The following is a 12,447-nucleotide window of genomic DNA, read 5'->3' as shown; positions in this document are numbered from 1 at the left end:
CCGTGGCCACCGTCTTCACGAAGATCATCAACGGCGAGATCCCGGGCCGGTTCGTCTGGGCCGACGAGCAGTGCGTCGGGTTCCTGTCGATCAACCCGCTCGGCCCGGGGCACACGCTCGTCGTGCCGCGCGCGGAGATCGACCAGTGGGTCGACGCCGACGCCGGGCTCGTCGCCCACCTCACCGAGGTGTCGCGGACCGTCGGGCTCGCGGTGCGCGAGATCTGGTCGCCGCCCCGGGTCGGTCTGCTGGTCGCCGGGTTCGAGGTGCCCCACCTGCACGTCCACGTGTTCCCGGCCTGGGACATGCGGGCCTTCGACTTCGCGAACGCGGCCGCCACCGTCGACGGCGCCGAGCAGGACGGGCACGCCGACGCCCTGCGCACGGCGCTGCGGGCCGCCGGGCACGACGCGCACGTCCCGGGCTGAGCGGGTGCGCCTGCTGCTCGTCCGGCACGCGCTGCCCGAGGCCGTCGAGCACGACGACGGCACCCACGCCGACCCGGGCCTCGCGCCGCAGGGCCGGGACCAGGCGGCCCGGCTGGTCGACGCGCTGGCCGGCACCCCGGTCGACGCGCTGCACACCAGCACGATGCTCCGCGCGGTCCAGACCGCCGAGCCGCTCGCGCGCGAGCGCGGTCTCACCCCGCACACCCGCTCCGACCTGCGCGAGTACGACGCCGAACGCTCGCTCTACGTGCCGGTCGCACGGATGGCGCAGGCCGACCCGGCGGCGTGGGAGCGGATGCGGGCCGGGCACCTGCCCGAGCACGTCGACGGCGCCGCGTTCCGGGCCCGGGTGTGCGCCGGGATCGAGGAGGTCGTCGCGGCCCACCCGGGGCGGGCGACGGTGGTCGTCGTCGCGCACGCGGGCGTGGTCAACGCCTATCTCGCCGAGGTGCTGGGCATCGGCCGGGACCTGCCGTTCCCGCTGGACTACGTCGGGATCTCGCGGGTGGTGTGCGCCCGCGACGGGATGCGCAAGGTCCGGACGGTGAACGAGACGGCCCACGTCGCGGACCTGCTCTGATCCCGGTGCGGACCGTTGTGTGACGGTCACGTCGACCGCTTGCCGTCGACCGTTTGACGTCGACGGTGGTCCACGGCGCGGACCTGTGACGCCGCTCATGCGCCGTTCGCCGCCGTCGTTGCGCCGCCCGGCTTCAGGCGGATCATCGGGGGCGACGACCGGGCGGGGTGTACCTAGGCTCGACGGGAACTCCTGCCCGCCGCCGACGCCGAGGTGGTAGGCCCGTGCCGAGGTCGGGTGCCGGGTCCGCGGCGGGCCACCCACGCCGGACTCCGAAGGGACCCCACGCCGATGGTCGAGCGCGGCGGCTCCGGGACGGGAGGCGACGAGGCTCGCGACCCCGATCCCGCCGCCGGCGTCCGCGGCCCCTTCTCCGTCCCGGACTTCCGCGCGCTGTGGACCGCGGAGGTCCTGTCGGTCGCCGGCGACCAGGTCGCGCGGGTCGCGCTGACCGTCCTGGTCCTGAGCGAGACCGGCTCGGTCGCGTGGTCGGCGGGGGTCTACGCGCTGACCTTCCTGCCCGCCCTGCTCGGCGGGCTGCTGCTCGGCCACCTCGCCGACCGGTGGCCGCGTCGCCGGCTGCTGATCGGGACCGACCTGGCCCGGGCCGGTCTCGTCGTCGCCATGGCCGTGCCCGGTCCCGGGCTGCCGGTCCTGGGGGCGCTGCTGGTGCTGGTCGTCCTGCTGGGCGGCCCGCACACCGCGGCCCGCTCGGCCCTGCTGCCCGACCTGCTGTCCGGCGACCTGCTCGCCCGCGGCCTGGCGCTGCGTCAGGTCTCGGTGCAGGTGGCGCAGGTGGCCGGCTTCGCGGGGGGCGGTCTGCTCGTCGCGACGCTGGCCCCGCGCGGCGCGCTGCTGGTCGACGCCGCGACGTTCGTCGGCTCGGCGGTGCTCGTCGCCCTCGGTGTCCGGTCCCGGCACGCGGCGGTCGCGGCCGGACCGTCGGCGGCGACGGCCGCGGCCGCGGCGACCGCGGCGGCGCCGGGGCCCGGATCGGCGACGCGGTGGGCGGCCCGGTCCGGCGCCTGGTGGCGGTCGGCGCTGGCCGGTCTGCCGATCGTGTTCGGCCACCCCCGGCGGCGCTCGCTGGCCCTCATGGCCTGGATGCTCGGCATCTTCGTACTGCCCGAGGCGCTGGCGGCGGCCTACGCCGTCGCGATCGGGGCGGGCCCGGCGGCGACCGGGCTGCTGATGGCGGCCGACCCGGCGGGCAGCGCGGTCGGGGCCCTGGTCGTCGCCTACGTGCTGCCGGCCCGGCTGCGCGAGCGCGGCCTGGTACCGCTGGCCGTCGGGGCGGCGCTGCCGCTCGCACTGACGCCGCTGGCGACGGGCCTGTGGCAGGCGGTCGCACTCTGGGCGGTCTCGGGAGCCTGCGCCACGGCCTGCCTGATCGCGGCCCAGTCGGGCTTCGCGCGGGCCACGCCGAGCGCGGTCCGCGGGAGCGCCGTGGGCGTCGCCGCGTCGGGTCTCGTGGCGACCCAGGGGGTCGCGGTCCTCGCCGGCGGGGTACTGGCCGAGTGGACCGCTCCGGCGACGGCGCTCGGTGTGTTCGGTGCGGTGGGGATCGTGCTCGCCCTCGGTGCGTTCCGGATGCTCCGGTCGGCCGGTCCGGGGGCGGTCGCATGACCCCGGCACGCGTCGTTCCCGGTGATCACCAGCCTCGGTTGCGCACGACGTCACCTCCTGTCGTCCGGTATGGCGTCACCGCCGCCTGTTTCGTCACTCATCGTGACGAATCGACGTTCATTGTACCCGTTCGGGTGATGTCGACGGTGGCCGACGAACGCGATGTGTCGATCGGTCCCGTCCTTTCGGGTAGGTGTCCGTGACCGGGATCCGGAGTGGTGCCCCCGAACGTCCCCGCTGGCCCTTCCGCGGCCTGCCGGCGCGGGTGCTCGCCGTGCTGGTGCTCGTCGAGCTCACCGCCGTGGTGCTCGTCGTGACCGACCTGGCCCGGCTGCCCTGGAACCGCGACACCGGCCTGCTGGCGCTGGGCGCACTCGGTCTGGCGGCGCTCGGCGCGGTGCACACCGAGCTGGCGACCGGCATCGAGCGGGTGCGCCGGCGGGTCGCACACGTCTCCTACTTCGACCTGTCGACGGTCTGGACCTTCGCGGCCGCGCTGCTGCTGCCGCCGGGGGTGGCGGGCCTGGTGGTCGTGGCCGTCTACGGCCACCTGTGGTGGCGGGTCTGGCGTCCCGCCGGGGCGCAGTTGTACCGGCACGCCTACACCACCGCGACCGTCGTGCTCGCCGCGATGGCCGCCTCGGTCCTCGTCCCGTCCGAGTCGCTCACCGCGGCGGCGGGGGTCGGTGGCGGGAGCCAGGTGGTCGGCTACCTGTCGCTGCTGCTGGCCATGGCGGTCTACGGGCTGGTCAACCAGTTGCTCGTCGCGACCGCGCTGGCGCTGTCCTCGCCGCACCGCCCCGACTGGCGACGTCTGGTGGGGGACTGGGACGACCACGTGCTGGAGGGCGCGACGCTGTGTCTGGCGGTGCTGGCCGCGCTCGCCGTGCAGCGCCAGGTGCTGCTCGTGCTGCTGGTCCTCCCGCCGCTGCTGGTGCTGCACCGGGCGGTGCTGATCCGGCAGCTGGAGGAACGGGCGAACACCGACGCCAAGACCAACCTGCTGACCGCCGTCGCGTGGCGGGGCCGGGCGCACCGGGCGCTCGCCCGGGCGCGGCGCCAGCGCGGTGCGGTCGCGGTGCTGATCCTCGACCTGGACCACTTCAAGGCCGTCAACGACGGCTACGGCCACCTCGCCGGCGACGAGGTGCTCTCCGCCGTCGCCGGGACGCTGAAGGCCCAGGTCCGCGAGGTCGACCCGGTCGGGCGCTTCGGCGGGGAGGAGTTCGTCGTCCTGCTGGCCGGGCTGCCGGTGGGGCCGGAGGGGCGCGAGCTCGCCCACAACGCGGCCGAGCGCATCCGGCGGACCGTCCGGTCGCTGGCCGTGCACGTCGACGGCCCGGGCGGCGGCATCACCATCTGCGACCTGTCGGTGTCGGTCGGGGTCGCGGTGACCGGCGGCGACGACGAGTCCCTCGACGAGCTGCTGCAGGTCGCCGACCACGCCCTCTACGCGGCCAAGCGGGCCGGGCGCGACCAGGTCCGGACCGGGCGCGACGGGAGCGTCCCCGGCCGCTGACCCCCGGGCGACCGGGTCCGCCGCACCGGGCACCGGGGCCCAGGGCCGGCGTGGGCGACGGGGGATGCGCCACCGGGTCGCCGGGCACAGCGGGCTCCGGGCCGCCCGGGGGCGCCGAGCCGTGGCGGCCGATCGGCTCGGTCCCGACGGGACGGGCGTCGGCGCGGGGGCTCAGGCGTGTTCGGGTTCGGCCGGGAAGGTGTGGCGCCCGATCCGCACGGCGTCGCGCCCGGCCCGCTTGGCCGCGTAGAGCGCGGAGTCGGCGACCTCGAGCAGGCCGGTCAGGGCGTGGCCGTCGTCGGGGAACAGCGCCCCACCGATCGAGACGGTGATCCCGGCGCCGGCCCGGGGCGACGGACGGCCGTCGGTCCCGGCGGCGCCCGGGGCCGGTGCGGGCAGCCGCTGGGCCGGGACCCCGTCCGGCGGAGCCACCGGGCCGGAGCCGCCCGCGATCCGCCTGCGCAGCCGCTCGGCGATCTGCCGGACCTCCTCGCGCCCGTCGTTCCCGGAGAGCCGGGGGAGCAGCACGACGAACTCCTCCCCGCCGAACCGGCCGACGAGGTCGTGGTCGCGCAGCTCCTCGCGCAGCATCTGGGCGGTGGCGGCGAGAACCTGGTCGCCGTAGAGGTGGCCGTGCGTGTCGTTGATCTCCTTGAAGTGGTCCAGGTCGAGGATCAGCAGCGCCGCGGGCCGCCGTTCGCGTTCGGCCAGGGCCAGCTCGTGGGTCCCGCGCAGGTGCCAGGCCGCGTGGTTGAGCAGCCCGGTCTTGGCGTCGGTGTCGGCCCGTTCGCGCAGCTGGCGGACCAGGATCGTGCGGTGCAGGGCCAGGATGGGCGGCACCGCGAGCAGCGCGACGAACGGCCCGCTCGCGGCCAGCGCCCCCGCCGTCAGCGCCCCCAGGCAGAGGGTCGCCAGCTCCAGGGTGAGCTCGTCGCCGCCGAACAGGATCCGCACCACCCGGGTGTCCGGGCTGGCCACCGCGACCACGCCGAGGACCAGGCAGGTGTTGACGACGGTGTAGGTCAGCAGCGCGAGCAGCAGCGCGAGGGTGCCGGGCAGGCTGCCGTAGAGCTCGCCGGGCCGGGTCGCGGCGAGCACCCCGGCCGCCGCGTGCACGGACAGGATGACCGTCGCGGTGCTGTAGACCTCGCGGTAGACCGGCCTGCGGTCCGGGGGCGGCACCGGCCGCAGGACCCGGACGTAGAGGTGGGTGTAGACCACCACCACCACGAATGCGCCCAGTACCGGTGGCAGCAGCAGGGCCGAGGCGAAGGTCCAGACCGAGGTCAGGTTCACGTGGTGGGTCTCGGCGGTGTAGCGCCGGATGCGTTCGACGCCGGCCACGACCTCGGTGTGCAGGATCCCGGCCACGGTCAGCGTGGCGAGCAGCACCAGTGTCGCGTGGTCGAGCCGGGGCGGGTTCAGCAGCCCGGCGAGCACCAGGCAGACCGCCAGCAGTTCCACGGCGAGGACCGGGCCGAGCAGCCGCCCCGGGATGGACCAGATCGGCCAGCGGGTGACCTGGTGCAGCCGGACCGGTTCCGGGGCCATACGTCCCTCCCTCGCCGGCGTCGTCCCACCCGATCCTGCCCGTCCGCAGCAGCGACCGGCGTGCCGCCCCTCCGTGATCCTAACCGCACTCGTCGCCGTCAGTGATCGATACGGCTTCGTGATCGCGTCGTAGCTGCTCGGACGAGTGGCGTGATCACGCTGAGTGCCGGCCGCACGGCCGGACCGGTGATTGTTGATATCGCAATGGTGCTCCCTGGTTTGTTCGCGGATCGGCGGCGGGTCACCCTTTTCGGCGGCGGCACCGGTGAATGCGTGGGAGACCATGTCGGTATGCCGGTAATCGCGGTACCGCGATGTCACGGCGGCGCCACGACGTGCGGGATGTCGATCAGGAAAGGGGTGTCCGATGCGCAACTGGGGTTGGTGAACGCGTCCGCGGTAAGGGCCGCGGCCATTGTGTCGATCAACTGTGGGTCCGAGTGCGAAAGGAGATCGACAATGCGTAACTGGGGTTGGTGAGAACAGTGGACGTACCGCGTCGCAGCACGGGACGCGGCGGGCACCGTCCGGGTGACGGACGACGCCCGCCGCGCCCGGCAGCGCCACCGGGTCGCCTCGGCTACCGGTCCGTAGAGTGGGACCACGAGTCGATGCCGGTCCTCCGTGGTGGAGGACGCCCGAGCAGGGCCGGCGGCGAGGAGGCAGTACGTGACGACGAACCGGGGACTCTCGGCGATCCGGCGCCCGGCCGATCTGCGAGGGCTCGGGCCCGACGAGCTGACCTCGCTCGCGGCCGAGATCCGTGGGTTCCTGATCAAGGCGGTGTCCCGCACCGGGGGCCACCTGGGGCCCAACCTGGGTGTGGTCGAGCTGAGCATCGCCCTGCACCGGGTCTTCGAGTCCCCGCAGGACACCCTGATCTGGGACACCGGACACCAGGCGTACGTGCACAAGCTGCTGACCGGCCGTCAGGAGGGCTGGGACCGGCTGAAGAAGACCGGCGGGCTGTCGGGCTACCCGAGCCGCGCCGAGTCCGAGCACGACCACGTCGAGTCCAGCCACGCGTCGTCGTCGCTGTCCTGGGCCGACGGGATCGCCCGCGCGCACGCCCTGACCGGGGTCGACCGGCACGTCGTCGCCGTGATCGGCGACGGGGCGCTGACCGGCGGCATGGCCTGGGAGGCGCTCAACAACATCGCGGCCGGCGAGGACCGCAACGTCGTGGTCGTCGTGAACGACAACGGCCGCTCCTACTCGCCGACCATCGGCGGGCTGGCCGACCGGCTCGCGTCACTGCGGCTGCAGCCCGGCTACGAGCGGGTGCTCGAGGCCGGCAAGCGCACCGTCCGCGGCACCCCCGTGGTCGGGCCCGCGCTCTACGCAGGCCTGCACGCGTTCAAGGCCGGGGTGAAGGACGCGCTCTCCCCGCAGGAGCTGTTCTCCGACCTGGGGCTCAAGTACTTCGGCCCGGTCGACGGCCACGACATCGGCCAGCTCGAGTCCGCGCTGCGCCGGGCGAAGCGCTTCGGCGGGCCGGTCATCGTGCACACGGTCACCCGCAAGGGCAACGGCTACCCGCCCGCGGAGAACGACGAGGCCGAGCAGATGCACAGCCCGGCCGCGTTCGACCCGGAGACCGGTCTGCCCACCGGTACCCCGGTCACCGGCTGGACCGACGTGTTCGCCGAGGAGATGGTGGCGCTGGGGTCGCGGCGCACCGACGTCGTCGCGATCACCGCGGCGATGCTCGGCCCGACCGGCCTGGCGCCGTTCGCGGCCGCCCACCCGGACCGCATCGTCGACGTCGGGATCGCCGAGCAGCACGCGCTGACCACCGCCGCCGGGCTGGCCCGGGCCGGGCGGCACCCCGTCGTCGCGCTGTACTCGACGTTCCTCAACCGCGGTTTCGACCAGCTGCTGATGGACGTGGGCCTGCACCGCGAGCGCGTCACGCTGGTGCTGGACCGCTCCGGGGTCACCGGCAGCGACGGCCCGTCGCACAACGGGATGTGGGACCTGTCGCTGCTGGGCATCGTGCCCGGCATGCGGGTCGCGGCCCCCCGCGACGAGGAGACCCTGCGCGAGGAGTTCCGGGAGGCCACCGCGGTCACCGACGGCCCCACCGCCCTGCGCTACCCCAAGGGCTCGGTGATCGGCTCGGTGCCCGCGCTGCGCCGTCTCGACGGCCCGGCCGGGGTCGACGTGCTGCACGAGCCGTCCGACGGGCGCTCCCAGGTGCTGCTGGTCTGCGTCGGGGCGTTCGCGAAGGCCGGCGTCGCCGTCGCGCAGCGGCTCGCCGACCAGGGCGTCGACGTGACCGTCGTCGACCCGCGGTGGGTGCTGCCGGTCCCGCGGGAGCTGCTCACGCTGGCCGCCGACCACCAGCTCGTAGTCACCGTCTCCGACTGCGGCACGCACGGCGGGTTCGGCTCCGCGCTGTCCGACGCGCTGCGTGCCGCCGAGCTCGACGTGCGCCAGCGCGACCTCGCGCTGCCCCAGGAGTACCTGGAACACGGCAGCCGCGACGACGTGCTCGCCGCGACCGGGCTGACCGAGCAGGACATGGCCCGCCGGATCACCGAGTGGGCGGCCGCGGCGGTCCCCTCGACCCCCGAGGACGCCGTTCCCGGGCGGGAGCGCACCCGCTGATGCGCGTCATCGTCGTCGAGGACGAGCCGGCGATGGCCGACGCCGTCGTGCGCGGCCTGCGCCGGGACGGGATGGCCGTCGACGTGGCCTACGACGGCGACGAGGGCTCGGAGAAGCTGTCGGTGACCCGCTACGACGTCGCCGTCCTCGACCGGGACCTGCCCGGCCGCAGCGGCGACGACCTGTGCGACGAGCTCGTCGCCGCGGGCGGCCTGACCCGGGTGCTGATGCTCACCGCGTCGGGCACCCCGGCCGACAAGGTCGAGGGCCTGTCCCGTGGCGCCGACGACTACCTGGCCAAACCGTTCGACTTCCCCGAGCTGGTCGCCCGGGTCCGGGCGCTCGGTCGTCGGGCGACCCCGGCGGTGCCGCCCACGCTGCGGGCCGGCGACGTCGTGCTGGACCCGGCCCGGCGCACCGTGCTGCGCTCCGGGCGGCCGGTCGAGCTGACCCGCAAGGAGTTCGGCGTGCTGGAGGTCCTGCTCGCCGCGGGCGGGGCCGTGGTGTCGTCGGAGGAGCTGCTCGAACGCGTCTGGGACGAGAACGCCGACCCGTTCACCACCACGGTGCGGGTCACCGTCATGACCCTGCGCAAGAAGCTCGGTGCGCCGGGTCCGATCGACACCGTCGTCGGTGCCGGGTACCGGGTGCCCGCCGACGGGACCCCCTCGGCGTGACGGCGTGGGCGCCCTCCGGCCGCGGCTGACGCTGCTCGCGACGGCGCTCGTCGCCGCGGTCGCCGCGCTGCTGCTCTGGCTCGGCTGGATGCTGGTCGGCGCGGTGGTCGCGGGCACCCCGGCGCTGCCCGGGACGGTGTTCGTCGGCGGGGTCGCCGTGCCCGCCGAGACCGCCCGCGACGCGGTCGCCGCCGCGGCCCGCGCCGAGGTGCTGCGGGCCGGGCTGATCGCGTTCCCGCTGGTCGTCGCGGCCGGGGCGGTCACGTCCTGGATGCTGGTCGGGCGGGTGCTGCACCCGCTGCGCCGGGTCGTCGAGACCACCTCGCGGCTCTCGGCGAGCTCGCTCGACGAGCGGGTCGCGCTCGCCGGTGCCCGCGGCGAGGTCGCCGAGCTGGCCGCCGCCGTCGACGCGATGCTCGACCGGCTGCAGGCCGCGTTCGACGCGCAGTCCCGGTTCGTCGCCAACGCCGGGCACGAGCTGCGCACCCCGCTCGCGGTGCTGCGCACCGAGATCGACGTGACGCTCCAGGACCCCGACGCCGACGCCGAGGAGCTGCGCCGGATGGCCGGGGTCGTCCGCGAGGCGGGCCGCCGCTGCGACGAGCTGGTCAGCGGGCTGCTGCTGCTGGCCCGCACCGAGGCCGGGGGAGCGATGCCGGGCTCCGACCGGGTGCCGGTGGACCTGGCCGCGCTCGTCGCCGCGGAGCTCGCGGCCGTGGCCGGGGACGTCGCCGTCCGCGGCCTGGTCGTGCGCACCGACCCGCGGCCCGCGACGACCCGGGGCAACGAGCCGCTGCTGCGCCGGATGGTGGCGAACCTGCTGGAGAACGCGGTGCGGCACAACCGCGACGGCGGCTGGATCGAGGTCGGCTGCGGGACCGGCGCGCCCGAGCCGGGGGTCGTGCTGCGGGTCGCGTCGTCCGGGCCGGAGCTGGCGCCGGACAGGGTGGCCGAGCTGTTCGAGCCGTTCCGGCGGGGCCCGGTGGCCCGCACCGCCCACACCCGCGGCTCCGGGCTGGGGTTGTCGATCGTGCGGTCGGTGGCCACCGCGCACGGCGGGTCCGTGCACGCCGAGGCGGTGCCCGGCGGGGGACTCGAGGTGCACGTCGCGCTGCCCGACGACAGCACGGCCCCGGCGCCCTCGGGCGGGGCCCCGGTCCTCGCCCGCTGACCGGAGGCCGGCCCGGTCCGGGTGGCTCACCCGGGGCGGGTGGCTCCACCGGGACGCGGGCGGGGGAGGCTCGGGCGGCTCAGCGGGCCCGGGTGGCCAGGGCCGGTTCGAGCAGCGGGGCGAGCAGCTCGACCTGCCACGGGCGGGCGCCGCCGGCGACCAGGGCGGCCGGGAGGTCGCCGTCGGTGGGCGGGGTCCAGCAGACCCGGCGCAGCAGGTCGGGCTGCAACAGGTTCTCCACCGGCACGTCGTGCTGCTCGGAGACCGTGGTCAGTGCCGCGCGGGCGGCGGCGAGCCGGGCCGCGGCGTCGGGGTCGCGGTCGGCCCAGCGCGACACCGGTGGCGGGCCGTCGGTGGTGGCGGCGCCGCGCGGCAGCTCGGCCTCGGGGAGGTCGGCGGCCCGGCGCAGCGCGTCGAACCAGTACCGGGCCAGCCTGCGCTGGGAGCGTCCGCGGAACACCGGCAGTTCGGCCAGTGCCTGCGGGGAGTCGGGGTTGCGCACCGCGGCGTCGACGATCGCGGCGTCGGGCAGGACCCGGCCGGGGGCGATGTCGCGCTCGGCGGCGAGGGAGTCACGCGCCTGCCACAGCTCCCGGACCGCAGCGAGCGGGCGGGGGCGGCGGACCTTGTGGATGCCGGAGGTGCGTCGCCAGGGCTCCGCGCGCGGCGCGGGCGGCGGGGCGGTGCGGACCGCCTCGAACTCCTGGCGGGCCCAGTCGAGCTTGCCCTGCTCGTCGAGCATCCGGGTCAGGACGGTGCGCAGGTCGACGAGCACCTCGACGTCGAGCGCGGCGTAGACCAGCCAGTCCTCGGGGAGCGGGCGACGCGACCAGTCGGCGGCACCGTGCCCCTTCTCCAGGCCGAGGCCGAGCAGGTTCTCCACCATCGGGCCGAGCCCGACCCGGGGCAGCCCGGCCAGCCGGCCGGCGAGCTCGGTGTCGAACAACGACGCCGGGCGCAGGTCCAGCTCGGCCAGGCACGGGAGGTCCTGGGAGGCCGCGTGGAGCACCCACTCCGGGCCGTCGAGGGCCTCGGCGAGCGGGCCCAGCTCGCCGCGCAGCGGGATCGGGTCCACCAGCGCGGACCCGGCCCCGGCACGCCGCAGCTGCACCAGGTAGGCGCGCTGGGAGTACCGGAAGCCGGAGGCACGCTCCGCGTCGACGGCGACCGGTCCGCTGCCGCCGGCGATCGCCGCGGCCACGCGGGCGAGGTCGTCGGCGGTCGCGGTGACCGGGGGGAGGCCGTCGGCGGGACGGAGCAGCGGTACCGGATCGGGTGAACCGTCCGGAGTCGCCGAGACCGGCGGCCGGGTCGTGTCCGTACCGCCGGCGGCGCCGGTCCGGGGAGTCAGCGAATGACCCCCGCGCGCATGGCGAGCGCGACCATCTGGGCGCGGTCACCGGTGCCGAGCTTGCGGCCGATCCGGGAGAGGTGGCTCTTCACCGTGAGGGCGGAGAGGTTCAGGGCCTCACCGATCTCCTTGTTGGACTGGCCGTCCGCGACGAGCTGCAGCACCTCGACCTCGCGGGCCGAGAGCTCCCGCGGGGTGTTGTCGGTGCCCGGCACGCGGGACCCGGTGGCGAGCAGCGGGGCGACCGTCGGGTCGGCGTAGACGCCGCCGTCGAGGACCCGCTTGACGCCGTCGGTCACGACCGAGGGCGACGCCGACTTGAGCAGGTAGGCCTGCGCGCCGGCCTGGAACGCCGAGCGGACCGCGTACGGGTCGTCGGAGGAGGCGAGCACGACCAGCCGGTTCCAGCCGAGCGAGCGGAGCTCGCTGACCAGGTCCAGCCCGCTGCCGTCCGGCAGGGTCAGGTCGAGGATCGCGAGGTCGCAGGGACCCGCGGCGTGGGCGCGAGCCCGCGCCTCGGTGACCGAGGCGGCCTCGTGCACGGTGCCCGCTCCCATGGAGCGCAGCCGTCCGGCGATCGCCTCACGGAGCAGCGGGTGGTCGTCCACGACGAGAACCGTGAACAGCTCCTCCCGCGGCTGCGGGACGATCCCCGGCGAGAGCACTGCTCCACCGATCGGAGCGCCACCTGGGGTGGTGCTGCCGGAGCTCTGCGCCGGCACTTGCTGGCCAAGTACAGCCACGTCGTCAACCTTCCTGGAGTCGGTCGTACGCCCCCGACCAACACCGGAACCCGAGGGACGGAGAGTGGCGCTCGGCCGCCCGGGCGGGTGCCATGGAAGAGATGGTATCCCTCCATGCGGCCTAACGTCTGGTGTGCATTCGTCTTTCCGGCCTGGAAAGTTACATGCAT

General features: G+C 75.5%; 10 protein-coding genes. 7 read left to right on the top strand and 3 right to left on the bottom strand.

The genetic code is table 11. From position 1 onward, the window contains the following. The first annotated feature begins 2 nt into the window (after nucleotides 1-2). The 4 genes from KPF22_RS19060 (at nucleotide 3) to KPF22_RS33210 (ending at nucleotide 4,174) form a co-directional block, all read left to right on the top strand. Complete coding sequence (locus tag KPF22_RS19060) at nucleotides 3-428, top strand: HIT family protein (RefSeq protein WP_208820150.1); 426 nt, start codon at nucleotides 3-5, stop codon at nucleotides 426-428. Nucleotides 429-432: 4 nt separating this feature from the next. After that, nucleotides 433-1,029: a histidine phosphatase family protein gene (locus tag KPF22_RS19055; protein ID WP_208820152.1), complete on the top strand. Its 597-nt coding sequence runs from the start codon at nucleotides 433-435 to the stop codon at nucleotides 1,027-1,029. A 291-nt stretch (nucleotides 1,030-1,320) separates the two neighbouring features. Then, nucleotides 1,321-2,655: an MFS transporter gene (locus tag KPF22_RS19050; RefSeq protein WP_208820154.1), complete on the top strand. Its 1,335-nt coding sequence runs from the start codon at nucleotides 1,321-1,323 to the stop codon at nucleotides 2,653-2,655. 199 nt (nucleotides 2,656-2,854) lie between these two features. Next, the gene (locus KPF22_RS33210) at nucleotides 2,855-4,174 is read left to right on the top strand and encodes a GGDEF domain-containing protein (protein ID WP_224402858.1); all 1,320 of its coding nucleotides are present in this window, start codon (nucleotides 2,855-2,857) and stop codon (nucleotides 4,172-4,174) included. Nucleotides 4,175-4,345: 171 nt separating this feature from the next. Here KPF22_RS33210 and KPF22_RS19040 read toward each other — a convergent pair whose 3' ends face one another. Continuing rightward, a complete protein-coding gene (locus tag KPF22_RS19040) occupies nucleotides 4,346-5,725 on the bottom strand; it encodes a diguanylate cyclase (RefSeq protein WP_208820158.1) in 1,380 nt (459 codons plus the stop codon). Between the two features lie 669 nt (nucleotides 5,726-6,394). Between KPF22_RS19040 and dxs the strand changes: the two genes are divergently transcribed. From dxs to KPF22_RS19025, 3 genes are read left to right on the top strand one after another with little or no spacing between them, the layout of a single operon-like run. Continuing rightward, nucleotides 6,395-8,335 carry a 1-deoxy-D-xylulose-5-phosphate synthase gene (dxs, locus tag KPF22_RS19035; RefSeq protein ID WP_208820160.1) on the top strand — a complete coding sequence of 647 codons (1,941 nt, stop codon included), beginning with the start codon at nucleotides 6,395-6,397 and terminating at the stop codon, nucleotides 8,333-8,335. After that, entirely contained in the window at nucleotides 8,335-9,012 is a 678-nt protein-coding gene (locus KPF22_RS19030) for a response regulator transcription factor (RefSeq protein WP_224402857.1), read from the top strand. The genes dxs and KPF22_RS19030 overlap by 1 nt, the downstream gene beginning before the upstream one ends. A 4-nt stretch (nucleotides 9,013-9,016) precedes the next feature. Next, the gene (locus KPF22_RS19025; RefSeq protein WP_224402856.1) at nucleotides 9,017-10,183 is read left to right on the top strand and encodes a cell wall metabolism sensor histidine kinase WalK; all 1,167 of its coding nucleotides are present in this window, start codon (nucleotides 9,017-9,019) and stop codon (nucleotides 10,181-10,183) included. Between the two features lie 79 nt (nucleotides 10,184-10,262). Here the strand turns inward: KPF22_RS19025 and KPF22_RS19020 are convergent, their stop codons facing one another. Together KPF22_RS19020 and KPF22_RS19015 are read right to left on the bottom strand one after the other, a co-directional pair. Continuing rightward, a complete protein-coding gene (locus KPF22_RS19020; RefSeq protein WP_224402981.1) occupies nucleotides 10,263-11,444 on the bottom strand; it encodes a ribonuclease D in 1,182 nt (393 codons plus the stop codon). Nucleotides 11,445-11,530: 86 nt separating this feature from the next. Next, complete coding sequence (locus KPF22_RS19015) at nucleotides 11,531-12,091, bottom strand: response regulator transcription factor (protein WP_029239699.1); 561 nt, start codon at nucleotides 12,089-12,091, stop codon at nucleotides 11,531-11,533. Nucleotides 12,092-12,447: the final 356 nt, after the last annotated feature.

Source organism: Pseudonocardia sp. ICBG1034 (assembly GCF_020131375.1).
GTDB classification, from domain to species: domain Bacteria; phylum Actinomycetota; class Actinomycetes; order Mycobacteriales; family Pseudonocardiaceae; genus Pseudonocardia; species Pseudonocardia alni.
This window is presented reverse-complemented; position numbering and strand designations above follow the sequence as displayed.